The organism is Prolixibacter sp. NT017 (assembly GCF_009617875.1).
GTDB lineage: Bacteria > Bacteroidota > Bacteroidia > Bacteroidales > Prolixibacteraceae > Prolixibacter.
On the sequence record NZ_BLAV01000001.1, the window covers coordinates 1,941,163 to 1,966,833 of the forward strand.

At 43.6% G+C, this 25,671-nt stretch carries 26 protein-coding genes and 2 tRNA genes; 18 read left to right on the top strand and 10 right to left on the bottom strand.

Annotation, left to right across the window (positions count from 1 at the left end; translation table 11 throughout):
* Positions 1–54 precede the first annotated feature (54 nt).
* From GJU87_RS08090 to GJU87_RS08110, 5 genes are all read left to right on the top strand, one after another.
* Positions 55–1,008: a PhoH family protein gene (locus tag GJU87_RS08090; protein WP_153639058.1), complete on the top strand. Its 954-nt coding sequence runs from the start codon at positions 55–57 to the stop codon at positions 1,006–1,008.
* Between the two features lie 30 nt (positions 1,009–1,038).
* Entirely contained in the window at positions 1,039–1,992 is a 954-nt protein-coding gene (locus tag GJU87_RS08095; protein WP_153639059.1) for a phosphoribosylaminoimidazolesuccinocarboxamide synthase, read from the top strand.
* Between the two features lie 56 nt (positions 1,993–2,048).
* Positions 2,049–2,555 (top strand): TlpA disulfide reductase family protein, encoded by a 507-nt coding sequence (locus GJU87_RS08100; protein ID WP_153639060.1) that lies wholly within the window; start codon positions 2,049–2,051, stop codon positions 2,553–2,555.
* Between the two features lie 18 nt (positions 2,556–2,573).
* Positions 2,574–2,963, top strand: a complete 390-nt coding sequence (locus tag GJU87_RS08105; protein WP_153639061.1) for a hypothetical protein — start codon at positions 2,574–2,576, stop codon at positions 2,961–2,963.
* 129 nt (positions 2,964–3,092) lie between these two features.
* Positions 3,093–6,950, top strand: coding sequence for a PAS domain S-box protein (locus tag GJU87_RS08110; RefSeq protein ID WP_153639062.1), 3,858 nt, complete (start codon positions 3,093–3,095; stop codon positions 6,948–6,950).
* A gap of 49 nt (positions 6,951–6,999) precedes the next feature.
* Here GJU87_RS08110 and GJU87_RS08115 read toward each other — a convergent pair whose 3' ends face one another.
* Together GJU87_RS08115 and GJU87_RS08120 are read right to left on the bottom strand one after the other, a co-directional pair.
* The gene (locus tag GJU87_RS08115) at positions 7,000–7,440 is read right to left on the bottom strand and encodes a DUF5606 domain-containing protein (protein ID WP_153639063.1); all 441 of its coding nucleotides are present in this window, start codon (positions 7,438–7,440) and stop codon (positions 7,000–7,002) included.
* A gap of 132 nt (positions 7,441–7,572) precedes the next feature.
* Positions 7,573–9,648: a TonB-dependent siderophore receptor gene (locus tag GJU87_RS08120; RefSeq protein ID WP_153639064.1), complete on the bottom strand. Its 2,076-nt coding sequence runs from the start codon at positions 9,646–9,648 to the stop codon at positions 7,573–7,575.
* A gap of 125 nt (positions 9,649–9,773) precedes the next feature.
* Here GJU87_RS08120 and GJU87_RS08125 point away from each other — a divergent pair, with 125 nt between their 5' ends.
* Positions 9,774–11,270: a Gfo/Idh/MocA family protein gene (locus tag GJU87_RS08125; protein WP_153639065.1), complete on the top strand. Its 1,497-nt coding sequence runs from the start codon at positions 9,774–9,776 to the stop codon at positions 11,268–11,270.
* 75 nt (positions 11,271–11,345) lie between these two features.
* Here GJU87_RS08125 and GJU87_RS08130 read toward each other — a convergent pair whose 3' ends face one another.
* Complete coding sequence (locus GJU87_RS08130; RefSeq protein WP_153639066.1) at positions 11,346–12,020, bottom strand: zinc metallopeptidase; 675 nt, start codon at positions 12,018–12,020, stop codon at positions 11,346–11,348.
* 176 nt (positions 12,021–12,196) lie between these two features.
* Here GJU87_RS08130 and GJU87_RS08135 point away from each other — a divergent pair, with 176 nt between their 5' ends.
* Together GJU87_RS08135 and GJU87_RS08140 are read left to right on the top strand one after the other, a co-directional pair.
* Positions 12,197–12,730: a hypothetical protein gene (locus GJU87_RS08135; RefSeq protein WP_153639067.1), complete on the top strand. Its 534-nt coding sequence runs from the start codon at positions 12,197–12,199 to the stop codon at positions 12,728–12,730.
* Between the two features lie 135 nt (positions 12,731–12,865).
* Positions 12,866–13,087: a hypothetical protein gene (locus GJU87_RS08140; protein WP_153639068.1), complete on the top strand. Its 222-nt coding sequence runs from the start codon at positions 12,866–12,868 to the stop codon at positions 13,085–13,087.
* Positions 13,088–13,176: 89 nt separating this feature from the next.
* Here the strand turns inward: GJU87_RS08140 and GJU87_RS08145 are convergent.
* Positions 13,177–13,249 (bottom strand) — tRNA-Gly (locus GJU87_RS08145).
* Positions 13,250–13,565: 316 nt separating this feature from the next.
* On the opposite strand from GJU87_RS08145, the gene GJU87_RS08150 reads away from it, so the two are divergent.
* The 3 genes from GJU87_RS08150 to GJU87_RS08160 are packed head-to-tail and all read left to right on the top strand — an operon-like array spanning position 13,566 to position 16,468.
* Positions 13,566–14,699 (top strand): Re/Si-specific NAD(P)(+) transhydrogenase subunit alpha, encoded by a 1,134-nt coding sequence (locus tag GJU87_RS08150; RefSeq protein WP_153639069.1) that lies wholly within the window; start codon positions 13,566–13,568, stop codon positions 14,697–14,699.
* Between the two features lie 5 nt (positions 14,700–14,704).
* The gene (locus tag GJU87_RS08155) at positions 14,705–15,019 is read left to right on the top strand and encodes an NAD(P) transhydrogenase subunit alpha (protein WP_153639070.1); all 315 of its coding nucleotides are present in this window, start codon (positions 14,705–14,707) and stop codon (positions 15,017–15,019) included.
* Between the two features lie 9 nt (positions 15,020–15,028).
* On the top strand, positions 15,029–16,468 hold the full coding sequence (locus GJU87_RS08160; protein WP_228491908.1) for an NAD(P)(+) transhydrogenase (Re/Si-specific) subunit beta: 1,440 nt from the start codon (positions 15,029–15,031) through the stop codon (positions 16,466–16,468).
* A gap of 57 nt (positions 16,469–16,525) precedes the next feature.
* Here the strand turns inward: GJU87_RS08160 and GJU87_RS08165 are convergent, their stop codons facing one another.
* From GJU87_RS08165 to GJU87_RS08185, 5 genes are all read right to left on the bottom strand, one after another.
* Complete coding sequence (locus GJU87_RS08165) at positions 16,526–16,753, bottom strand: hypothetical protein (RefSeq protein WP_153639071.1); 228 nt, start codon at positions 16,751–16,753, stop codon at positions 16,526–16,528.
* Positions 16,734–17,219, bottom strand: a complete 486-nt coding sequence (locus GJU87_RS08170; protein ID WP_153639072.1) for a NifB/NifX family molybdenum-iron cluster-binding protein — start codon at positions 17,217–17,219, stop codon at positions 16,734–16,736. The genes GJU87_RS08165 and GJU87_RS08170 overlap by 20 nt, the downstream gene beginning before the upstream one ends.
* A gap of 253 nt (positions 17,220–17,472) precedes the next feature.
* Positions 17,473–17,545 (bottom strand) — tRNA-Thr (locus GJU87_RS08175).
* 71 nt (positions 17,546–17,616) lie between these two features.
* Positions 17,617–18,648, bottom strand: coding sequence for an L-threonine 3-dehydrogenase (tdh, locus tag GJU87_RS08180; protein ID WP_153639073.1), 1,032 nt, complete (start codon positions 18,646–18,648; stop codon positions 17,617–17,619).
* Between the two features lie 491 nt (positions 18,649–19,139).
* Positions 19,140–20,477 carry an MATE family efflux transporter gene (locus tag GJU87_RS08185; protein WP_153639074.1) on the bottom strand — a complete coding sequence of 446 codons (1,338 nt, stop codon included), beginning with the start codon at positions 20,475–20,477 and terminating at the stop codon, positions 19,140–19,142.
* A gap of 172 nt (positions 20,478–20,649) precedes the next feature.
* On the opposite strand from GJU87_RS08185, the gene rpsF reads away from it, so the two are divergent.
* The 3 genes from rpsF to rplI are packed head-to-tail and all read left to right on the top strand — an operon-like array spanning position 20,650 to position 21,742.
* Positions 20,650–21,003, top strand: a complete 354-nt coding sequence (gene rpsF / locus GJU87_RS08190; protein ID WP_211297849.1) for a 30S ribosomal protein S6 — start codon at positions 20,650–20,652, stop codon at positions 21,001–21,003.
* A 3-nt stretch (positions 21,004–21,006) separates the two neighbouring features.
* A complete protein-coding gene (gene rpsR, locus GJU87_RS08195; protein ID WP_025866281.1) occupies positions 21,007–21,276 on the top strand; it encodes a 30S ribosomal protein S18 in 270 nt (89 codons plus the stop codon).
* A gap of 19 nt (positions 21,277–21,295) precedes the next feature.
* Positions 21,296–21,742, top strand: coding sequence for a 50S ribosomal protein L9 (gene rplI / locus GJU87_RS08200; RefSeq protein WP_153639075.1), 447 nt, complete (start codon positions 21,296–21,298; stop codon positions 21,740–21,742).
* 148 nt (positions 21,743–21,890) lie between these two features.
* Here the strand turns inward: rplI and GJU87_RS08205 are convergent, their stop codons facing one another.
* Positions 21,891–22,268, bottom strand: coding sequence for a RidA family protein (locus GJU87_RS08205; protein WP_153639076.1), 378 nt, complete (start codon positions 22,266–22,268; stop codon positions 21,891–21,893).
* 568 nt (positions 22,269–22,836) lie between these two features.
* Here GJU87_RS08205 and GJU87_RS08210 point away from each other — a divergent pair.
* The 4 genes from GJU87_RS08210 (at position 22,837) to GJU87_RS08225 (ending at position 25,670) form a co-directional block, all read left to right on the top strand.
* A complete protein-coding gene (locus tag GJU87_RS08210) occupies positions 22,837–23,085 on the top strand; it encodes a hypothetical protein (RefSeq protein WP_153639077.1) in 249 nt (82 codons plus the stop codon).
* A gap of 138 nt (positions 23,086–23,223) precedes the next feature.
* Positions 23,224–24,159, top strand: coding sequence for a hypothetical protein (locus tag GJU87_RS08215; RefSeq protein ID WP_153639078.1), 936 nt, complete (start codon positions 23,224–23,226; stop codon positions 24,157–24,159).
* Positions 24,160–24,296: 137 nt separating this feature from the next.
* The gene (locus tag GJU87_RS08220) at positions 24,297–25,223 is read left to right on the top strand and encodes a hypothetical protein (RefSeq protein ID WP_153639079.1); all 927 of its coding nucleotides are present in this window, start codon (positions 24,297–24,299) and stop codon (positions 25,221–25,223) included.
* Between the two features lie 42 nt (positions 25,224–25,265).
* Entirely contained in the window at positions 25,266–25,670 is a 405-nt protein-coding gene (locus GJU87_RS08225; RefSeq protein WP_153639080.1) for a curli assembly protein CsgF, read from the top strand.
* Position 25,671 lies beyond the last annotated feature (1 nt).

Consider the following 25,671-nt stretch of genomic DNA (forward strand, 5'->3'; position numbering starts at 1 on the left):
CGAAAAAAAGTGTTTATTTTGTAGTGCCTCTCAGAAAGGTGATAATAACTGTTTATGATCGAAAAGATTTTTGAACTCGAAGGCGTAGAACATACTTCTTTCTTTGGAGTAAGGAACAGTAAAATAGAACTGATAAAATCCTACTTCCCAAAACTCATCATCACAGCCCGCGGGCACAATGTTAAAGTAAAAGGTGACCCCGCGGAAATAGAGGAATTTACCACCAAATTTCAGCTGGTCCTTGACCATTACTACCACTACAATTCCTTGTCAGAAGAAAGCATTCATCAGATTATGATGGACGCTGTGAAGACAATTGAGCAACAATTTCCCGGTCAGGAAGATATTTTGCTTTTTGGAAATTCCGGAAAACCCATCCGTGCCCGTACTCCCAATCAGCGAAAGCTGGTTGAAAAGGCAAAGAACGACGATTTGATTTTTGCCATCGGACCGGCTGGTTCCGGAAAAACCTACACGGCCATTGCCTTAGCCGTTCGCGCATTGAAAAACCGTGAAATCAAGCGGATTATTTTGAGTCGTCCGGCAGTGGAAGCTGGCGAGAATCTGGGGTTCCTACCGGGAGATTTGAAGGAAAAAATCGACCCGTACCTGCAACCATTGTATGATGCGCTGCTCGATATGATTCCTCCGCGAAAGCTGGAAGAATTTCTGAAGGACGGGGTTATACAGATTGCACCGCTGGCATTTATGCGTGGACGTACGCTCAGCAATGCTTATGTTATTCTGGACGAAGCGCAAAACACTTCCATTCCGCAGTTGAAGATGTTTCTGACCCGAATGGGACTGAATACGAAGTATGTTATTACCGGCGATATTACACAGATTGATTTACCGAAAAAGCAGCCATCAGGTTTGATAACAGCACTAAGAATTTTAAAGGATTTGGAGGGAATTTCCATCATCGAATTCGACAAAGGTGACATTATCCGGCACCGGTTGGTTCGCGACATCGTCGATGCATACGACCATTACGATAAATCGAAATGAGTATTATAAAAACCGTTAAATTTAATCAACATGAGCAGTAAAGCCATTATTCAGACAGATTTCAATTTTCCAGGACAAAAAAGCGTGTACAAGGGAAAAGTACGCGATGTGTACAACATCAACGACGACCACCTCGTAATGATTGTATCCGATCGCATTTCTGCCTTCGATGTGGTGCTCCCTGAAGGCATTCCTTACAAAGGACAGGTTTTGAATCAGATTGCAGCCAAGTTTCTGGATGCAACCTCAGACATTGTTCCGAACTGGAAAATCGCGACTCCTGACCCAATGGTCACCATTGGACATATGTGTGAGCCTTACAAAGTAGAGATGGTAATTCGTGGTTACCTGACTGGTCACGCATGGCGCGAATACCGCGACGGAAAGCGCTCGTTGTGCGGCGTTCCGCTCCCTGAAGGAATGAAAGAGAATCAGAAATTTGATCAACCACTCCTTACGCCTACCACCAAAGCCGACGAAGGCCATGACGAAGATATTTCCCGTGAGGAAATTTTGACGCAGGGACTGGTAAGCGAGGAAGACTACGTGCTGCTTGAGAAATACACACGTGAATTATTCCAGCGGGGAACGGAAATGGCGGCCGAAAAAGGATTGATTTTGGTGGATACCAAATACGAATTTGGTAAGAAAAATGGAAAAATCTACCTGATCGACGAGATTAATACGCCTGATTCGTCACGTTATTTCTACGCAGATGGCTATGAAGAAAGACTGGCCAAAGGCGAAAAACAGAAGCAGCTTTCGAAAGAATTCGTGCGTCAGTGGCTGATCGAGAATGGCTTCCAGGGACAGGAAGGCCAGAAAGTACCGGAAATGAATGAGGAGTTTGTCAACCAGGTTTCTGATCGTTACATTGAGTTGTTTGAAAAAATCACCGGCGACAAATTTCAGAAAGCTGAAGCCAGCGATGTTGCAGCTCGTATTGAAGAAAATGTAACGAACTACATTAAGCAGAATCTTTGATAATTTCCATCATTAACTAATGATTTAGTTGATGGATATTCATTAAAATAAATCAGATGAAAAAAACCATCCTCCTCAGCCTGTTTCTGGCCTTCGCCACATTGGCTTTCGCCGATGGAAAAGGAACAAAAGTAGAAACGGGACAACCGGTTCCTGAATTCAAATTTCACGATCAAAACGGGAAAAAAGTCTCTATTTCCGATTTCAAAGGTAAGGTCGTTGTGGTTGACTTTTTTGCCACCTGGTGTCCTCCTTGCCGGAAAGAACTTCCTGAAGTTCAGACAAAGATATGGGACAAATACAAGGACAATCCCAATTTTGCCCTGTTTGTTTTCGGTCGTGAACAGAAAGCGGCGGAACTGAATAAGTTTAAGAAGGAGAATCACTACACTTTCCCAATCATTCCCGATGAGAAAAGGAAAATCTTTAGCTTGTTTGCCGATCAGTATATTCCCCGCACCTTCGTCATCGATCAGGCCGGGAAAATTATTTTCGATTCTGTCGGCTATAGCCAGAAAGATTTCCAGAAACTGTTGAATGTATTGGCGAAGAACATTCAGTAATCGTATACTACCACATTGATGATTAATGAGGCCGTTTCGAAGGAGACGGCCTCGTTTTTTATCGGTTCGTCAACTAACGTGGGCTCCGGTTTTGAAGCAAACTACCTGCCTCCCCATGCAGACTACTTCGCACGGAGCGAAAACATCACAGAACGGAAAGAAAACTACATCGCGTATGGTGCAAACAACTCAGAGACTGACGCAGTGACAGTACGAAGCGACGCAATGGCAGTCAGGAGTAAAGAAACGAACTCGATGGATGACGCAATGACAGTCGGGAATGACGCAAAGTCAGTCAGGGATAAAGAAATGAACTCAGCGAGCAGAGAAAACTACTCCGGACCGCGCGCAATGAACACGACGGGCAAAGAAATGGACTACGGACCGACGAATTCGTTTTCCCGGTAGGAAAAGGGACAATGCCTGATGGTCGTCAAAACTCTCACTTTCCTTTTTAAAATGTAGCGCCTCTTTTTTCGCGGTTATTTTGCTGAGACTTCCCTTTTGGCTACTTTTAATTACCATAAAAACGAACAGATGGCGGAAAGCAGTGATATCCTTCAACTTCGGGCCCGGTTAGCCGAATTGGAAAATAAGATTGAAGAACTGGAGAAGATTCACGACCTAACCGGAACAGGGTATTTCAAAGATGACGGTTCCAAAGGATATTGGTCGGATGAATTGCTGAGAATCACCGGATACCGGCGTGGAGAAACCGACGAACGGTTCTACTCTTTCCTGGACACCGTTGTACACCCGGAAGATTTGGAATACATAGACCGCCAGCACACTCTGCTAAAACCCGGGATGGACCGGATTCTCAACTACCGTATTGTCAGAAAAGACAGAAGTATTCTGCTGGTACAGGAAAATGTCCGGCTGGATTTGGCTCCTGATAAGAAAAGAGTGATAACCGGCGCCATCAGGGACATCTCCGACATTTTTACCGTTGACGCGACGCAGAAAGAAGACCGAACCTCCTATCGTGCATTGATTAATAGCGCAAACGACCGGATTGCTCTATTGAAAGAAGACCAAACGAAAGTATTGGTGAATACGGCTTACTACCAATCGCTGGGCTTTGATGAATCAGAGCAACAGGAGTTGCTGGAACGCAAGCTTGTTTTCATTGAGGACAAAGCTGCATATGATGATGCGATCAGTCAGGCGTTATCGTCAGGTAGTTCGGTTGCCGAATACCGTGTATTCGATCGTCATGGCTCGGTTCACCACATGGATACCCGCTTTACACGAATTTGGTCCGACAACGGGACAACGCCTTATATTCTCCAGATTTCACGCGACGTCAGCTCATTGAAAAAAGCTGAAGAAAAGCAATCGGAAAGCGAAAAAAAGTTCCGTCGGTTATTCGAAATGTCCAACGATGCCATTCTTCTTTTGAAGGAATCGGGTGAAATAATGGACTGTAATCGCAAAACTACCGAGCTGTTTGAGATGGAACGTGAGGCGTTAATCGGGCGTTTCCCCTGGGAATTATCACCTGAAATGCAACCGGATGGCGCACTTTCCAGGGAAAAGGCACTGACCATTTTTCAAGACGCTTTGTCCGGAAAGAAACTGGTATTCAGATGGGAACATCTAAGTCATAAAGGGTATTTGTTTGATGCTGAAATTCAGCTCACATTGGTGCAAGTCAATAATCAGCGCCTCCTGCTAATCAACCTGCGGGATATTACCAAACAAAACCTGGCCGAAAGCGCACTGCTCGAATCAGAGCAAAAGTTCCGTAAATTCTTCGACACCAGTCTTCTTGGAAATATTATTGCTTTAGCGGATCATTCTTTTGCCGAAGTAAATGATAAGGCTTGTTCCATTCTGGGATATTCTCAGGCGGAATTCAAAGTAATGAACTGGAACCAAATCATTCACCCTGACGATCATTTCGAACTGCTTTTCGACGTTGGACAAATTTTTCAGGGAAAGAAAAAAGAAATCACCCGCGAAGTAAGGCTCGAGCGCAAGAATGGTCATCTGTTATTTGGGCTGGTGGCTATAACGCCGCTCAGGAACGATGCCGGGCATGTATACGCCATTCTTACTTCACTACTGGATATCACCGACAGGAAATTGGCTGAAAACGCTTTAAAACAAAGTCAGAATCGACTTTCTTCAATCTTTGAAAATGCTCCGTTGGGTATCATTATTCTCGACGGCGACGGTAAGCTTTTCATGTGGAATGAGCGGTTTGTCAGCATTCTGAATGCCCGCGGTGAACGAATTGACATGAATTACATCGCCCGGCACATGCACCCGGATGACGTGAACGATGCCCGGGAGGCATTGAAAAAGTTGATTGTCGGCCGAACCGATTCGCTTGTGATGACCAAAGCTTACCGATTGGATAAATCTGAAACATTATGGCTGAAGGTGACCGCTTCCTCCATCAAATCCGATAGCAATGACGTTCAGTATATCGTGTGTATGATTGAGGATATCACCACACAGACTTCCATCAGCGAATCGCTGAAAGCCAGCGAACAGCGCTTCCGGTCCTTATTTTCGCACATGCGCAACGGCTTTATGATCATTGATGTAATAAAAGATAAAAACGACCGCATTGAAAATTTTCAGTTTGCTGAAGTCAATGAAGCAATTGAAGAAGTAACCGGCATTTCCCGAACTCAGTATGCCGGCAAACTTGCTTCCACTTTAATGGGAAGGCAGTCGCGCTATTGGTTCCCTTATATCGAAGAAATCCTGAAAAGCCAATCGGTTATCCGGGAAGAGTTCTTCATTAAAGATACAGGGCGGTACCTGGAAATTACAGCTTATCCTTTACAGGGAAATCAAATCGCGGCCATTCTGGAAGACGTTAGCGAACGAAAAATGACAGAAACATCGCTCATGGTTAATGAGCAAAAGTTCCGAAGCCTGGCCGAAAACAATCAGGATGCCATCATTCGCTACGATAGCCATCAGTGGGTAACGTACTTAAACCGCCAGGCAGAAGAACTTTTCCAACTCCGCCTCATTGACATCATGAGCCAACCACTTCCTGAAAAAGTATGGAAGAAAAGCCAGCGAAAGAAATGGAAGGAAACGCTGGATTATGTTTTGAAATCCGGCGAATCGAAACACATCGAGACGCATCATAAAAGAAAAGGGAAAAGGGTCATTATGCTGTGGCGCCTGACGCCCGAGTTTTCGACCAACAACAAGATTATTTCCGTTTTGGCCGTATCGCGTGACGTTACGCTCATGAAAGAGGCGCAACAGCAACTGTTGGTGGCCAAGGAAAAAGCGGAAGAGAGCGACAAATTGAAATCGGCATTCCTGGCTAACATGTCCCACGAAATCAGGACGCCGCTAAACGGAATTATGGGCTTTGCCGAACTGCTGAAACTGTCGAATATTGGTGAGGATGAAAAGCAGGACTTCCTGGAAAACATCACGCAAAGCGGATATAAGCTGCTCACGATTATTAACGACATCCTCGATCTTTCGAAGATTGAAGCCGGCCAGATTAACATTGTTCGCAATCGTTTTTCGGTTAACCGGATGCTGAATGATCTGTACAAACTTTTCCAGCCGAAGCTCAGTCTTTCGAATTCGAAAGTTAGTATGTCAGTTACTACGGCATTAGAAGGCCACGAGAGCTTTATTTACAGTGACGAAGGTCGGTTACGACAAATCATTATCAACCTGGTTGACAATGCGCTTAAGTTTACTGAAGAAGGTGATATTGAATTTGGTTACGAAATTATCGACCATTCGCAGATTCGCTTCTTTGTGAAGGATTCAGGAATCGGCATCCCGGATGACAAACGGCAAGCTATTTTCGAACGATTTCGACAAGCGCAGGACACGCATCTGAATAAATACGGGGGTACCGGTCTGGGATTGTCTATCGCGAAAGGTTTTGCTGAACTGCTCGGTGGAACTATCGATTTTACCTCGGAAGTTGGTAAAGGCACCACTTTCTATCTAACACTCCCCTTCCCTTCCGGTTCGGATCACAACCACGAAAATACGTCGCCTGATGATCTGGCTTTTGATCCGGAAATGTACGACTGGACCGGCAAGAAAATTCTGTTGATTGATGATGACCGGAGTAATTTTTTCCTTTTGAGAAGACTGCTTAAAGAGACAGGATGCCATGTAGATTTTGCCCAAAACGCAAGCGAAGGATTAAGCAATTTAATAAACAATGAATATTCGACTATCCTAATGGACATTCGTCTTCCCGATATCAATGGATTTGATTTGACAAAAAAACTGCGAAAAGAACAGAACGACATTCCGATTATTTTCCAAACGGCTAATGCCATGGAGCAGGATCGGAAGAAAGCATTCGAAGTGGGTGCCGATGATTTTCTTTCCAAGCCACTCGATTTTGAGGATCTGTTTCATGTGCTCGAAAAATTTCTGCAATAAAAAAGGGCACTCAAAACTGAATGCCCTCTTTTTTATCTGTAGGTAAGTCTTATTCTTTGCTATCATCAGCTTCTTCCGAAGTTTCGCTTTCTTCTGACTCTTCTTCGTCTTCGTCGTTAAGCAGCTCCTTTTCCTGGAGGAGATTATACCACTGAATCACTTTCCGGATATCGGAAATGTAAACCTGGTCGCGATCATACTCAGGCAAAACTTCAGCAAAATAATTGGTAAGCTCTTCGGTTGACGCCTTATGGCTAATGGCTTTTCCACCATCTTCCTTCTCCATGATGTTTTTGAAGACCTCTTTCAACGGAACATCTTCCTGCGAAGTATAAATGGCAATATCTTCCAGCGAGCTAATTTTAGAGCTGGCAAATGCCGGCATCTTTTTACCGTTCAGCAACGATTCCACGATGATGTTATTCTTTCCTTCGGATACTACTTTAAAAAGTCCGGGCTGACCGGAAATCGCCAAAATTCCTTTTAACATATGCTTCGTTTCTTATTTTTTTGGTGCACGAATATAGTAAATAAATTGGCGTAAAACGCTGATATCTGTTCAGTGGATTCAATCCGGAACGTATTTTTTCCAACATCCCGGACTGAATCCTTTTATATCTTGTCAGAGATCGATTTGCTGGGTAATTCCAAAGCGAATCCATCGGCCTGGCTGTACCAGATTTCCAAAATCGTAATAGGTTTTATCCAACAGATTGGAGACTCCCATGTAGATATTTGTTCCTTTTTTCTTCCAGTACAAACGGGCATCAGCTAACCAGAATGGCTTGTAATCGACTTCTTGTCCGTAGCCGGTTCCGGTCCATTGGGTGTAAGCACCGTTTCTGTCCTGGTAAGAGAACTGCCAGTTGGCGCCGAAATGGTTCCAAATGGCGTGCGAAATACCAATATCGAGCTTGTTCTTCATGTAATCGAGCACATAGCGCGACGCATAAGTTCCACTCTGCTTATTCTGGTTCATCCAGGCGTAGGACACTTCCACATAATGAAGAAATGTTTTCTGTCCCAGCAACTGGTCCGGACTGACCCGCGCTGAAAACTCTATTCCGTCGGTATTTATTTTCGTCAGGTTCTCGGCATGCCAGACGGTTTCATTGGGTTGATGGACCCAGTCGATCATGTTCTTTCCCCAACGGTGAAACCAGGAAACATGACCTATCAAACCTTTCTGTTCCAGTTTAATTCCGGATTCCAACGTGGTTGCTTCTTCCGGTTTTAAATCGGGATTTCCGACATTTGTAGGACTACTGTAATACAAATCGGTAAAGGTTGGCATACGAAGTGACTTGTTCACCGATGCATACCAACGGGCTATTTTGCTGAAATTCCAGCTGACATCAGCTCCGGGATACAAATTCCATTTCATGCCCAGTTGCGAGTTCCAGTTAGTCATCAGTCCGGCCGAGAACATCCAGCTTTTCAGGTAAACCGAATGCTCCAGGAATATACTGAAGTTGGTCCGGGAATCAGATTTCGTAAACTGAATACCATCCTCTCCCGGCACATTAATTGGTTTGTCTAAATCTTTTCCCAATACGGTACTCCAGATGTTTTCACTCCGGAAGTCGGAACCAAATGCCGTTTTCCCTAACGGTGAAGTAAACCAGGCATTCAGATTGGTTCCGTACACATCGGTCAGGTGATAATTGTGCTGTGTGTACCACGAAGGCGCATCAACCATCCCACGGAAAAGCTCAAACTTGTCCTGGTTCCGTCGCCAGTACACCGAAGGCGTAAAATGCACAACCTTTCCGGTCTCCATTTTAGCTGACGCGAAAGTGGTTTTGACGCGCTCGTACTGATTGGGATAAGCAGGTGTGTAGAAACTGTTGGCTCCAAATCCCCGGTTGGTGTAACCAGTCTGGATTTCCAGGTTACCTGCATTGGTCATGATTTTCCCCTGGTAGAATCCTTCACCGATGTTGAAATCCGTGTTGTTGATGTAGCCATCGGATTTCCGGTAATCAGCTGCCACGAAGTTTTTCATGTGCTTCGAGACCCACGTACCCGACAAACCGGCATTGTAATAGCCATGCTGTCCGCCTGCTGCGCGCACTTTCACGTTCGAATGGTCACTGGTTCCGGTGATGATGTTGATGGCTCCGCTGAAGGCGTTGGGTCCGTAAACCCTGGATGCGGGCCCTTCGAGGATTTCGATGCGCTCTACTGCATCGAGACTGATGGGGAGATTTAAATTGTGGTGACCCGTTTGTGGGTCGGTGATGTTGATGCCGTTGAGAAGAATTAAAACCTGGTCGAAAGAACCACCGCGGATACTGACATCAGCCTGGACGCCGAAATTTCCGCGTTGTCGTACATCAACATTTAAGGCATACTCTAAAAGGTCCTGAATGCTCTGAACCGGAGCAGCCTCAATCTCGTCCTTCCCGATAACGGTAACGACACGAGCCACCTGCGAGAAGGTTACAGGGGCACGCTGCGCACTCACCACAACCTCGCCGACCGGATGGGTATCCTTTGTCAGGTCAAGGGTGTCGCGGCGGGCATCCATAAAAGTGGTTGCTGCGTTCGAGGGTAAGGCGTGCAGGAGATACATCACTCCCAGCGAACCAATGCGCACTACTTTGTGCAGGCTGCTGAAGGCGGAGTACCCTTTCCGACCCCACTTTTTGAACGTCACCACTTCGGATGCCTGGCGCTTGCCAGTTGTTTTGTTCATAAAATGATTATTTAAGTTAAAATGAAACGGCGCAAAGTTAGGCAATCATTTCTTTTATTACTTTCATTTTTGGATCTTAGTACCTGTTACTGACTGAAACTAACACAAACTGATACGACTAGGTAATGAAAACTAACCGAAGAAATTTTTTCCGCCTTGCGGGAATAACCAGTGCCGGCATCCTTTCCGGCGGAATGGCTTCCTGCCAACAAGAAACCCAAAACACAACTCCAATAAGTTCTCTTCCCGAAATTGAAGAGGCTGTCAACAAGAAACATACACAGCGATTTAATATGTCGGGGTATGCCGCTCCGAAGGTGGAGAAGGTGCGCGTCGGATTTATCGGTCTTGGCGATCGCGGTTCCGGCGCTGTTGTCAGAATGGCCCACATTGATGGGGTTGAAATCAAAGCGCTGTGTGACAAACGACCTGCAGCAGTTGAAGCTTCCCAAAAGACACTGGATGAGATGGGACTTCCGGAAGCAGCGACATACACCGGCGATGAATCCGCTTGGAAGAAATTATGTGAGCGAGGTGATTTAGACTTGGTATACATCTGCACGCCGTGGAGTTGGCATACGCCGATGGCGGTCTATGCCATGGAAAACGGGAAACATGCAGCCACGGAGGTTCCTGCTGCGACGACTGTAGATGAAGCCTGGCAGTTGGTCGAAACTTCGGAGCGGACGAAAAAGCATTGCATGATGCTGGAAAATTGCTGTTATGACTTTTTCGAGTTGCTTACGCTGAATATGGCCCGGCAAGGTTATTTCGGTGACATTGTTCATGCGGAAGGAGCCTATTTGCATACTTTGCTTGGGATGAATTTTGCCAAGCCACAGGACAATAAGCAATCAGACGGCGCGTACACGGATATGTGGCGGTTAAAGGAAAACTTCCGTAACGGGAATCTGTACCCTACGCATGGCCTGGGACCTGTTTGTCAGGTAATGAATGTTAATCGTGGTGATAAGATGGAATACCTCACAGCCATGCAAACCAACGATTTTCAGATGGCAAAATTGGCTAATGAACTGGCCGAAGAAGATTCATTTTACCAGAAATTTGCAGGCAAAGAATACCGGGGAAACCACAATATCACATCGATACGAACGGCTAAAGGAAGAACCATAACCGTAAAACACGATGTAACCTCTACCCGTCCTTACTCCCGTATTCATCAAATTACCGGAACCAAGGCAACCGCTCAGAAATGGCCGAATCCCCAGCGAATCTCTGTTGAACATCGCTGGGCTTCACCGGAGGAGTTAAAAAAGTTTGAAGATCAATATACTCCGGAAATTGTAAAAAGGGTTGGTGAAATGGCCAAAGAAGTTGGCGGACATGGCGGCATGGATTTCATCATGGACTGGCGCCTGATTGACTGTCTGCGCAATGGACTGCCGCTTGATCAGGATGTATATGATGCAGCATTGTGGAGTGTTATCGCTCCATTGAGCGAATGGTCGGTTGCCAATCAGTCCAACTCCATCGAAGTTCCTGATTTTACCTGCGGTTCCTGGGAAAGCAATGATCCGGTTGATTTGTCTCTTGACAAAGGCGGCAATACCCGCGTCATCAATCCTGAAAAGGCTGATAAGACAAAGCAACTACATGTCTGACAGCAAAAAAAAAGGTCTGCTTCTTAACAGAAACAGGCCTTTACTTTTATAAAAGGACATAATCACATTGTTGTCTTATCTTCGGGCTCCCATGAATATTAATATATAATAAACCAGAGTTGCCAGGGATGCTAAAGCTGCAATGACATAAGTATATGCAGCCCATTTTAAAGCATCAAAAGCTTTTCCCTGAGTCTGAACCGTTGTAATACCCGTTGTTTTCAACCAGGCCAAAGCGCGACTACTGGCATTAATTTCTACCGGAAGGGTAATGAAACTAAACAGCGTAGTTAGTCCAAACAGGATGATACCGATCAGCATGATGGCCGGGAAACGCTGAACGGTAAAAATACCGGCCAGCAAAATCCACATCGTGTATTTTGAAGTAGCGCTCACAATCGGGACCAATTTCGAGCGTAAGCCCAACCACTCGTAAGCTCTGGCGTGCTGGACCGCGTGTCCACATTCGTGAGCTGCGATGGCTGCAGCTGCAATACTATGACCGTAATACACATCACGGCTCAGATTAATTGTTTTGTTGGCAGGATTATAATGGTCGCTTAGCTGCCCCGAAACGGTTCCAATCCTTACCCCTTGAATTCCATGATCCCGCAACATCTGCTCAGCCACGTCACGTCCGCTCATTCCGTTGGCTGTTGGAATCTTGCTGTATTCTTTGAAGCGGCTTTTCAGCTGGTAACTTACCAACCAGCTCAATAGAGCAAAACCGATGAAAATAATCCAAATCATATCTTTTTGTTTTTAGTTTTTCATGTTTGTCATAACATCGTGAGATGAACAAATGCCCTGCCAAATTATAAATCCGGACCGTTTGGCAGCGTTCAAATTATCTTAAATTTTCTTAATACTGTCACGTTTTCCCGGTAAGGTTCATCATATTTGTATCATCAAAATTCAAAAGACTCATGAAACAACTGGCAACCATATTTGCTGTTTTTACATTATTACTTTCCAACGCTTTCGCTGAAACTCCTTCGGGAGACGACATACAATTCCTAAAAGACGGAGTATCGTTCAGTCTTCCAGCCGACTGGAAAATTATTTCGGATGAACCCGTGGGTAAAGACGGACACTATTTTTCGGCAGAGCATAACACAGAAGAAGCCACCGGAGTGATTACCGTCACCTGGCTAAATGCACGTATCGAACCGGATGTGGTGATCGACTCGCACAAAAAGAACATGCGGGCCGCCGATATTTATCGGCAGCCGGGTATTGAATTTACTGCCATCGAGCCTGTCACTTTTGCCGGACGGAAAGCTTACCGGTCGAAATATGCCACGTTGGTTAACGGTGACAAAATGGAGGGTGAAATTATCTGTCTGAATTGCGAAGGAAAAACCATTAGCTTATTCATGCAGAGCGGACTGGATGACAAAAAGGCAACTGAAGCAGCATTTCTGCAGTTGGAACAGACTTTTGGTTGCCGCGAAGAATAATTGTTGTTTTCGTAAAATCAACTTTCAGCTTTTTTTCTATTTTAGAAACGAACACCGACCTTTCGTTTACAACCCATAAGCCGACTGGATTCCAGACACAAAACCATTTTTTACATTTAAAAATGAGGAGGAGTTATGGAAACAGTTTGGGACTACCATCCAACAGCTGCCGAAATTGAAGAGCTCTCGCTGATATCGCAGGAGGAATATATGCGGGTTAACCGCGAAACAGTCAACCTCGATCTTTTTCTGTTATTCAGCCATCGAAAAGAAAATGAAAAGGCAGCGGTTTATTTTAACCGGTTAAGCGAAGAAACCAAACAGCCCTTTATTACGCAAAGTGATTTCGATTGCTAAATGCGGTTGTGACTGGAGAGCGTTTTGAGAGCAGCGGCCAAAGAAAAAGCCATTTACAACGAGAATCGATGTAAGTGGCTTTTTTCATGAGCGGCAAACGAGATTCGAACTCGCGACCCTCAGCTTGGGAAGCTGATGCTCTACCGACTGAGCTATTGCCGCCATTAAAATGAACAGGGCAAATGTACTTTTTTTTCGTTTGTGTTTTTCCATGTTTTTCTAAAAATACTCCTTCCCTGCAACCATTTTTTCATTTCTATTTCATAAAAAGCAGTCTGTGCGGAACTTTCTTTCCTTGTTATACGAAAAAGTAATTATCATCATTTAACCATTCCTTTCAACTTCTCTGTTCATCAAATATTGATTATTGCTTTTTCAGGGAATTTCGAAACCCGCGATTTCCTGTTATACAATATGTTGTCAAACCGAATGAAAACTAGTACGTTCATAAAGAAACTATCCATTAAATAAGCAACTTATGATAATTGGATTACTGAAGGAGACCGGTTCAGAGAAACGGGTCGCCATGTTGCCCGAAGTTGTTTCAGGCCTGATAGAACGAAAAGTGGAAATTTTCGTCGAGGAAGGGGCCGGTGAAACAGCTTATCAAAATGATGAAAGTTATAAAAAGGCTGGTGCCCAGGTTGTATCACGGAAAGAAGTTTTGGAAAAAGCGGAAGTCCTGATACAAATTCAACCTCCTGAGACCGATTTAGTTGAAAGTCTGAAAAAAGAGCAGCTCTGGATTAGCCAGTATAATCCGCTCTGGAATACCGATTTGGTAAAGGCTTTCATTTCGAAAGGAATCGTCAGCTTCAGTCTCGATTCGGTTCCCCGGATTACACGCGCCCAGGCCATGGATGTTCTGTCGTCGATGGCAACAGTTTCAGGTTACAAGGCTGTCCTGGAAGCCGCTTCACTCCTTCCCTCTTTTTTCCCGATGTTTATGACAGCTGCCGGAACCATCCGTCCGGCCAATGTACTAATTCTTGGAGCCGGCGTGGCCGGACTGCAGGCTATCGCCATTTCCCGCAAGTTGGGAGCCCAGGTTCAGGTTTTCGATGTGCGTTCGGCCGTTAAAGAGGAAGTAATGAGCCTCGGCGCTAAATTCGTTGAAGTGGAAGGCGCCCGTGAGGATGCTGCAGCCGGCGGATACGCCGTTGAACAGACTGAAGATTTCAAGAAACGGCAGCAGGAAGCCATTAACGAGAAAGCCATAAAAGCCGACGTTGTTATTGGGACGGCGCAAATTCCTGGTAAGAAGGCCCCTGTTTTAATTCCCAACGATGTCGTGGAAAAGATGAAGCCCGGGTCGGTCATCATCGATTTAGCTGCTTCCACTGGTGGAAATTGTGAGCTTTCGAAGGACAACGAAATAGTCGAACATCATGGTGTGCGCATCGTGGGACAATCTAATTATCCTGCTCAAATGCCGACGGATGCCAGCAAAATGTTTGGAAAGAATCTCTCCAATTTTCTCGCTCTCATGATTGATGAGGAAGGTCAGCTTCAGCTCGACTTTGAGGACGAGATTATTAAAGGAACCTGTATAACTCGTGACGGTGAAGTTATCAATGAGCGGGTTAAGTCGATGTTGGACAGTAAAAAATGAATAATATGGAACAAGTATTAGTTTATTTCTATACCTACAAAGAAGTCATCTTTGTCATCGCTCTATCTATTTTTCTTGGTATTGAAGTGATTTCGCATGTACCGTCGGTGTTGCATACGCCGCTCATGTCGGGTGCCAATGCCATCAGCGGTGTTATCATCATCGGGGGAATTATCCTGGTCGGTCATGCCGATACGAGCCATATTTCCATCGAACTGGTACTCGGCATTTTTGCCATCATTTTCGCCACACTCAATGTGGCCGGAGGTTTTGTGGTGACGGACAGAATGCTGGAAATGTTTAAGAAGAAAAAGAAATAAGCGATCGATATGGATAAGATTATCGGAACACTAAACGGTACGCCCTTTACAATGGGCGAAACCCTGCTTCAGCTCAGCTATTTGCTGGCTGCTCTCTTGTTTGTTTATGGACTGAAACTGCTAAGTCATCCCGAAACGGCGCGTCGGGGAAACATTATTGCCGGAGCCGGTATGCTGCTGGCCATGATTTCAACCATGTTTCTGCATAAAAATGCAGATGGACAAGGCATTGCCTTAACGAATATCTGGATCATTATCGTATCGATTGGCGTTGGAACTGTCCTGGGCTGGTACATAGCCCGGACCGTAAAAATGACCGCTATGCCACAACTGGTATCTTTCTTCAATGCCACCGGAGGTTTGGCTTCGGCATTAGTTGCTTTACTGGAATTTCCTCATGCCGACATCACCGATGTGCGGCTTGTTCTGGTCACCCTTTTGGGGCTTGTTATCGGTAGTATCGCCTTTAGCGGTTCGATGATTGCTTACGGAAAGCTGGACGGCAAAATCAAGGATATTAGGGCCGGTATCATGAAGTATGTCAACATTGCGCTGCTCATTTTTGTCGTAGCCATGTTTGTGTACATGCTCGTATCCGGAAAAAGTACCGAAGAACTCAGCTGGGAGCTTTACGTCCTCTTCGGCGTTTCGCTTCTTTATGGAGTCATGTTTGTGATGCCAATTGGAGGTGCCGACATGCCGGTCGTGATTTCGTTGCTGAACAGTTTTACCGGTATTGCAGCGGCCATGGCTGGTTTTATTTATAACAACCAGGCGATGATTCTGGGCGGCATTTTGGTTGGCTCGGCCGGAAGTATCCTGACTGTACTGATGTGTAACGCCATGAACCGTTCCCTGCTCAATGTGATTGTAGGAGCTTTTGGTGGAGGTCCTTCTTCCGCGCAAGCCGAAGGTGGAACGATGAAGGAAATTACCTTAAGCGATGCTTCCATCCTGTTAAGCTATTCGCAGAATGTGGTTATTATTCCCGGCTACGGATTAGCCGTTGCCCAGGCACAACATGTCTGTCACGAGCTTGACCAGTTGTTGTCGTCGAAAGGTGTCAACGTGCGGTATGCCATTCACCCTGTTGCCGGTCGCATGCCCGGACACATGAATGTACTGTTGGCGGAAGCGGATGTTCCTTACAGCCAGTTGGTGGAAATGGACGACATCAATCCGGATATGCCCAGTACAGATGTAGCAGTTGTTATCGGTGCGAACGACACGGTCAATCCTGCAGCGTTAACTGATCCCGGTAGTCCCATTGCCGGAATGCCGATTATACATGCTCATGAGGCGAAGAATATTATTGTGATGAAGCGCGGACGAGGGAAAGGTTATGCCGGAATTGAAAATCAGCTATTCTTTGGAGAGAAAACACGATTGCTCTTCGGTAATGCCAAAGATTCGTTACAGGCGCTGGTAAATGAGATTAAGAGTTTGTAATTAAAACGGTGATATGAAAATTCCCCGGATTTGCTAAGGAGCTTATTCGGGGATTTTTTATTCGTCAAACCACGGGTCCATAAAAAGATTGGTATTAGCGTAGATGTCCAGGTTTTGGTACCGAAGGATTTCTTTCAGTTGACTTCGTAATATCTTTCCTTCCGGGAATTGATGATGATTCTCTTCCCAATCATTTAATTCATTGAGCGCTTCGCCGTAGCGCTGTTCTCCAATCAACTGAGAAATTCTTTCATACTTCTCCCGGTTAGTTTCTTTCAGATTCATCAAAAAACATTTTACGATGCACCGGCTTATCTTGCCGTACTGAAGACTTCAGGATTCCCTGATTAATCTGAAAAAGCTGAAAAGAGCCAACGTGTTTACGACGTTCTTCCGTCAACCAGTGAAGGTGTTTTTGCAGAATTTCCAACACTTCTTCAGGCGAATCGAGCGAAATAATGACGGGGATAAAATACTGATTGATCCTTTTCAGGTTACCACCAAACTTTTTGGAAACAAGAACATCAACCTCTTCATCCCGGAATAAGCTTGTCAACAACCGGGCTTTTTCCGGAGAACCGTGATCTGCACTATGCTGCAAGTCTTTGGCAGGATTCAATATTTCCCGGTGGAAATTTATTTTGCCTTCACGGTAGTCATACAAAAGGTAGATATCCGCATCGCCAAAATGTTGCGATTCAAAAATATGTTCGTTATTCACAGCTAAAGCAAAACGCAAGTTCGATTTCATAAAGTCTGGTTTTTTGCGGTTGGAAGCTTTGTAATATCAGCTCAAATCCAATTCTGGTCTTTCTAAAGATAATAAAGTGTATGAACATATGTTCCTTTAAGAAGAAAACCTTCCCAACATTTACATGCAGAAAACAGAAAGCCTGAAAAATAACCAAGGATAAGATTAAAGGATACCAGACCAGAGACAGAATGCGTAGAAGATGACAAACAAAAAAGTCTGCTGAATATTCAACAGACTTTTCTTTCACGAGAGCCACTCATGGGACTCGAACCCACGACCTCCGCTTTACGAAAGCGCTGCTCTACCAACTGAGCTAAAGTGGCAATTTTCGGGTGGCAAATTTAATAAAATTGGAATTCACTCCAATACTCCCCTACCCGAAAATAGATGTTTTTTAGTCTTCCCAGTCGAGAATAATTTTTCCGCAGTTTCCTTCTTCCATGATTTCGAACGCTTTCTGGAATTCGGTGTAATGGAAACGGTGCGTAATAACCGGGGAAATATCGAGGCCCGAGAGCAACATTTTTTCCATTTTGTACCAGGTTTCATACATTTCCCGGCCATAAATTCCCTTCAGGGTTATTCCCTTAAAGATGACTTTATCCCATTCAATTTGCGTAGTATCAGGCAAGATTCCCAACAACGAGATTTTACTGCCATTGTACATGTGCTTAATCATGGTATCGAACGCAACGGGCGAACCGGAAACTTCCAGACCAATATCAAAACCGGATACCATGCCATTGTCGTGCATCGCTTTTTCCAGGCTTTCCGTGCGCGGATCAATAATCTCGGTTGCACCCATTTTCATTGCCAGCTCGCGCCGGTAAGGGCTTAATTCGGTACCAATCACGTTTCGGGCGCCAACAAATTTACTCACGGCAATCGCCATACATCCGATGGGACCGCCAGCACCTGTAACCAAAACATCTTCACCAATCAGGGGAAATGACAGTGCCGTATGCGTTGCATTTCCCAGTGGATCCATAATGGAGACAATCTCATCAGGAATCCGGGCATCAATTTTCAGCACGTTTTCCGAAGGAACAACAACGTATTCAGCAAATCCACCATCACGATTCACACCAATTCCCACTGTATGGTCGCAAATGTGTTTCCGTCCGCGACGGCAGTTCCGACAATATCCGCAAGCGATGTGACCTTCTACCGTTACCCGCTCTCCAATTTCAAAATGAGTTACTTCATTGCCTTTATCTGCAATCACTCCAACATACTCATGCCCGATGGTCATGGGAGTTTTAATGGTCTTCTGCGCCCACGCATCCCACTTATATATATGTAAGTCGGTTCCGCAGACGGCCGACTTTTTTATTTTGACCAATACTTCGTTAACCCCCACTTCCGGGATGGCAACATCTTCGAGCCAAAGGCCCTTTTCCGGTTTGCTTTTTCTTATCGCTTTCATGAATTTCTTCTTTATCTGATGATTGACTTTTTTCTACCAGTCCGGACAGATTTTTGTAAATCCATTCGCGGAGACAAATTAAGTACCTCCTTTACAAAATAAGGCAATTTGCCGATCCAAATCGCTAATAAAAGTCATTTATTGAAAGCAATCACTCTGAAAAAAAATGAACAAACGACCGTAAATCGTTTGTATTCAAGACAAATTGGTCTTCTATACCACATATGCTGAAAAACATATCGCTGACAAACGTCATATTATTCACTGTTTATGTGAACGTTAAACACATTCTACAGGATCAAATGGAGAGTAATTGTTTTAATTACATTAACATTTTTAACAAAAATTAATAATTAGTGCTAAATTAGCTACTGCTAAACCTGATGAGCATTTTGATTGAATCTGAAGGTTCAGACCTTTTACTAAAACCACAGCATTTTCTGACCTAGCTATGCTAAACTAATGAAGCGGGAACTTTCTTCTTCCCGCTTTTATTTTGCAATGTGCCGGATGTTGTACCGAATGCGGATGTAAAACAATATTCCGGCGGAAGCCAAACCAGCCAGAAAACCAATCCAGATCCCTGCCGCCCCAACGTTCAGAACGAATGCAAACAAGTAACTGACTGGTATGCCAATTACCAGGTATGAAATACCAGCCATGTACATCGGATACTTTACATCGGCCATTCCTCGCAAGCATCCCAGCGAAACAACCTGCAACCCATCAAAAATCTGAAAGAAAGCAGCAACAATCAGCAGAATCGTCGCCTGATGGATAACTGCCTTGTCGGGCGTAAACAGAATCGGAAGAAAATTCCGAAAGACAATAAATACAACTGCCGAGAATCCCATGAAAAGTAAAACCAGGTGGCGCGAAGCTTCAATAGCCATCCGCATTTCCTTGAGGCGATATGCTCCCATCCAGTTGCTCACTCTAACCGTAGTTGCCATGGCAATTCCATTGGAAATCATAAAAGTCATAGTCGCCAGTCCCAATGCAACCTGGTGCGCTGCCAGCGGAACGGCTCCCAACCATCCCATCATGATTCCGCCAAAATTGAATGCAACGATTTCGAGTACCAGTTGTATGCCAATTGGCAAACCGATTTTAAGCAACTCGAGCATCTTCTGTGTACTCGTTTGAACCGAAGGAAAAAACAACAAGTACTTTCTGAAATTCCCCTTAAAATACAGTAACAAAGCCATCATGACCGGCATAGCCATTCGGGCGATTAACGTAGCGTAACCGGCTCCCAGCAAGCCCAATGCCGGGAATCCTACCTTACCATAAATCAAGATATAGTTCAGAAAAATGTTTAAAGCATTGGCAGTAAGCGTTACCACCATCGCAATGTGGGTATTTCCGAGCCCTTCGGCGAATTGCTTAAACGTGAAGAACAACAAAAACGGCAACATGGAGATAGTCAGCACCCTAAAATACGGAATCGCCAGGGCAACCACGTTGGCGGGCTGTCCCATGTATTGCATCAAATAAGAAACTCCCCACGAAGCAGAAGTCAACACTACCGTGAAAGCAAAATTCAACCACAGACTGTTTTTAAAATATATCGCCACTTCGCGGAAATGGTTACGACCAAACGATTGCCCCACCAATGGCGTAAGACCAAATGTTATTCCCATCCCCAACATCATCACCAGGTAAAAAAGGTTGCTGGCGAACGACGCAGCGGCCAGGTCCGGAGTGCCGACATGACCGACCATCACCGAATCGGCCAGCTGTACCACCACCTGTCCTGCCTGCGAAAGCATCAGAGGAAATGCAAGGTGCAATATATTCTTATAGTATGAGCGGTAATTCCGGAACATAGGACTCTTTGATTTCGGCCTCAAAAGTACGACACTTTGCTGAATAAACTCAAGTGGCTTTCATTAGCCCAAAACGGAAGCGAAATCAACCAATACAATCTTTGATTTCATCTAAATAGTTCCTATATTTGCGCGGTTTTAAAACAAATATTATTAATAAAACTGAAACAGTATGTTGAATCAGTATGAAACCGTTTTCATTGCAACTCCCGTTTTATCTGAAGCCCAGATAAAGGAAGCGGTTGAAAAGTTCAGAGAGCTGATTACCGGTAACAACGGTGAACTGCTCCACGAAGAACACTGGGGATTAAAAAAACTGGCTTACCCCATTCAGAAAAAATCGACTGGGTTCTATCACCTTTTCGAATTTAAGGCCGACCCGGCTTTTATCAACAAGCTCGAAACTGAGTTTCGTCGCGACGAGCGTGTCATTCGTTTCCAGACAGTAAAATTGGAAAAATATGCCGCAGAGTACAGCGAAAAGAGAAGAAACAAAGTAAACGCGAAAAAAGAAAAGGAGAACTAAACTATGGCAGGTAATACAAGCGAAATCAGGTATCTGACCCCGCCGTCAGTCGAAATCAAAAAGAAAAAATACTGCCGTTTCAAAAAGAACGGAATCAAGTATGTAGATTACAAGGATCCGGAATTCCTGAAGAAATTCCTGAACGAGCAGGGTAAAATTCTTCCCCGTCGTATCACCGGAACTTCTCTGAAATACCAGCGTAAAGTAGCGCAGGCCGTAAAAAGAGCCCGTCAGATTGCTTTGCTGCCTTATGTAACCGATTTGTTGAAATAAAAAAGGAGGAGGTAAGACTATGGAAATCATTCTGCTTCAAGACGTACCCCGCCTGGGTAGCAAAGATGATATTGTGAATGTAAAGGACGGTTATGCACGTAACTTCCTCATTCCGCAAAGACACGCTGTTGTAGCCACCGAATCGGCAAAAAAAGTACTGAGTGAAAATCAACGTCAGCGCGCTCACAAAGAAGCGAAACTGAAAGAAGAAGCTCAGGCAGTTGCTGCCAAACTCGAAGGCTTGAAGATCAGCATTGGTGCCAAAACAAGTACCACCGGAAAAATCTTCGGTTCAGTTAACAATATTCAGATTGCTGAAGCTCTTAAAGAAAATGGCTTCGACATCGATCGCAAACAGATTACCATCAAACAAGACGCTATTAAAGAAGTCGGTAAGCATGTTGCGAAAATTAAACTGCACCGCGAAGTATACTTCGAACTCGAATTTGAAGTTGTTTCCGAGTAAGTTTATATAACTTATAAAACATTATTATTGATTAAATTCTTTCCGAACATTACATTTTCAAACAACATAAAAGCCGTCAAAATTTTGACGGCTTTTTTTATTGAATATCTATTTTGTGTACTGAAATCTTCTTCGTTGCTGAAACATTTTACGATTTTACGGCAATGGTCTCAATCTCGACCAGCACACCAAGCGGCAATTCTTTTACGGCAAAAGCTGCTCTTGCCGGCGGATTTGTTTCATAGTACTTTCCATACACCTCATTCATGGCTTTAAAATTGGCCATGTCCGATAAAAAACAAGTCGACTTCACTACATTATCAAAGCCATAACCAGCGGCTTTTAAAACGGCTTCAATGTTCTCCATTACCTGTTCGGTTTGCGCGGTAATGCCTTCAGGTATTTCCTTCGTTAAAGGATTAAGCGGTATCTGCCCGGAAATATATAGCGTCCCGTTTACTTCAATAGCCTGACTATACGGGCCAATTGCTTCGGGGGCATCCGAAGTAGCAATAATTCTCTTCATATCGTTTTATTAGATTGAAATTTCCATTCGTCATGTAAATATAATACATACCGGCATCAGAAATTCATAAAAGGCGAGTTTCTCAAAAAGAATAGAAACAGAAATTTTATGGAAAAGTGAGAGGAAATTTACAAACGAAAGAATCCACGACAAGATTGAAGTCAGTTTAAAACCAAATGATCTTTTAAAACCCAAATACAAAAAACCAATCTTAAAACCGAAAACGACTGTCGTGGATTCAATTGCAATATTGGTAAACCCTGACGAAAAAAACAACAAATTTTGAGCAATTCTCTACCCCAAAACAAGCATTATTTCGCTTATTGAAAATCGATCAAACAGTCCTCGTCACTCTTACTAACGTATGTTTTTGAAAAATATTTTGCAAAAAATGATTTTTTTTTTACATTTCCCAAAGTGGCGATTTTATTGGGTTATAGCCTATCCCTCGATGTCCGATAGCCACTTTTTTATAAAATTTCTTGTCAAAGATCTTGACACGTAAGGTTAGACTTTCGTAACTTGGCGTTACCAAATACAAAACAAAAACCAATTTTAAAACCAGGTTATGACAAAGCATCTAACGGTGCTGGTTCCTAAATTCTTGGTCAAAACTTCCTCCTTCCCCCAGGAAATTGCCCAGTATGGAAACCAGTTTGAAAATGAAGGTTCCGAGGGTCCACCCTCCAACCATTTTTATGGTGGGAAAAACAATCCGACTACATTAGAGAGAATTGAAGATGCCATTGCCTACTTTGTAATTAACGGCCTGTCTCTGCTAGTGAACACTACAACTCTTTTACTAAAAAATAAATAAGTTAAAAAATTCTTTCGAGCTATTGCTTTTTAGAATTGATGTTCATAAATTGTATTACGTTAATATAGATTAAATCTTAATAAAAATACTTAAAACCCAAAATCTCCTTTTTATAAACCAATCTTAAAATTGAAAATTATGAAAAAAGTAATTTTACTCTTAGTTGCGGTAATGATCGCGAGCGTTTCATTTGCTAAAAAAGGAAATGGTCCTCAAAACAAGAAGAACTCCTACGGTGATGCTACCGTGGTTCAAGTAGGTATGTTCAACAAATCCTTGATTGACCAAACTGGCGCAACCGGTGGTGGTTGGTACTATGAACAAGGTAGTGGTACCGACGCAACAATCAAAGTTTATGGTAGCTTTAACAATACTGCCATTACTCAAGTTGGTGAAAAGAATGTTGCAGGTCAGGATATCCATGTTGACTGGGCAAGTGCTTGCATGGGATTCTTTGATATTTCTAATGTAGGTGATCCTGCCGGAGGTTGTTTCACAATCAACACTTGTGCTATTGATTTGGCATGCTGTCAGTCAATTGATGCCGGTTCTTATAATGTAGATTTCGCACCGGTGATGGCTGGTATCTATGTAGATGGTAGTTTTAACAAAGCATCTATCAGCCAGTATGGTGACTACATGCTTGCCGGTATTAAAATCGAAGGTCACGGCAACACTGCTTCTATCACTCAGGCTTTTGGTGCTTACAATGCTGCATTCTTAAACATCGACGGTAACGGCAACAAAGCAATCGTTGCACAGTATGGTGTTGGAAACAAAGCAATGGCCCAGGTTGACGGAGACAACAATACAGTTGCAGGTCATCAGGTAGGTTACGCTAACAAATTGGCACAGAAAGTTCATGGTGATAACAACACAGTTATTGCTCGCCAGGGTCTTTTCGGACTCTCTTCATACAACGAAGCAATCCAGAAAGTTTGTGGTGATAACAACGCAGTCCTTCTCGAGCAGTACGGATTTGGTAACAAAAGCGTACAGGAAACCAGCGGTATGAATCACAACTCTGTTGTTACCCAAATGGGATTGATGAACCAATCAGTTGTTCTCCAATAATTGAATCACCTTTTTTCTTTAGTACTTAGTTTTCGATCCAATTTTCATACGAATTATTTATATTGATAAATCATAACTGATTTTGGGTCTTAGCTGCCTGCTTCGGCAGGCAGCTTTCTTTAATTAAAAACAGAGCAATGAAAATAACATTGGGTCAAATAAGGTTTACAGGAGCAGTTATTTTTCTGTTGTTTGCTATTAATCAAACATATGCACAAAAAGAAAAAAGACCAACTATTCTTTTTACGCCTCAATGGAACGTTAATACAACCGTAGCATATCAGACTGATTTTCAGCGGATGTTCAGGAGCAACGATTTCTCATGGAGTGGTCAATATAGTGATATTGAAAAGTTAACCGTAATAGCAAAGACTGATTCGAGTTTTACATTACAATGGGATGCAACGGGGTATCCCGTTAATATTTTTCAGGATTTCCCCGGGCCGATGGTTGACTGGTTTCAGGAATGGAATAAAGGGAAAGAAGTTAAATTACTTATCCGCTTCAGCAACTTAGGTGTTCCGGCATCCATTGTCAATATTGCAACCATCAGGGCATATTATATTTCGATGATTGATGAGTTTTTAAATGCACTCCCGACCCGCAATGTTGCGCCGTTGAACAAGACCAATGTAAAGAAATCGCTGGAAAATCTAAGAACGGTAATAATTCCATCGGATGTGTTTCCCAAAATTTTTCTGAATAATCTAAATATGCTTTTCCCTTTCTATGGGAAGACATTCTTTCAAGATCAAGACCAAAAAATAACGCAATATAAAACCTTGCCAACTATGAGCTTTGCTGTTCCTATTGAGACTCACACAGTTTTAGAACAGGGAGCCAAAGACACCTACCACCTATTCTCAACTCAACGCCCATTGCCATTTGATAAGTGGAGAATTAAACCGAATGGTTACATGAATATGGATTTCGCCTACACAGATTCTGTTGATTTTAGATACAATACACAATCTCAGTGGGTGACCCAAGCGATTCATACCATGAAATTTGAGCGAAATAATTATTCTGACAACTTTAGTATTACATACACTAAAGTCAAATAAATTTAGTTATTTTAGTATATACTGATTATTAAGTCAAATGTTATGAAGAGAATAATATTCATATGGCTCTGCTTCATGCCGTTCATAGTAAGTGCACAGGATTTTGTTTATACACCTGTTAATCCGGCATTCGGTGGCAACACATACAATTACAGCTGGTTATTAAATTCTGCTGACGCGCAGAAAAAACAGGCAACGGCCACTAGTGCTGCCAGTTCACAGACAACACTCGATAACTTCACCAACAATCTTAACAACCAAATATTAAACCAACTTGCGAGCAAGATTCTGCAGGAACAGTTTGGCAGTAATTTTAGTCTTCAAAATGGACAATATACTGTAGGTAACTATCAAATAAATATAACACAAGGGGCACAAGGAGTCGATATTAATATTTTGGATACTCAATCCGGGGGACAATCCAGTATTACAATTCCAAACCAATAAG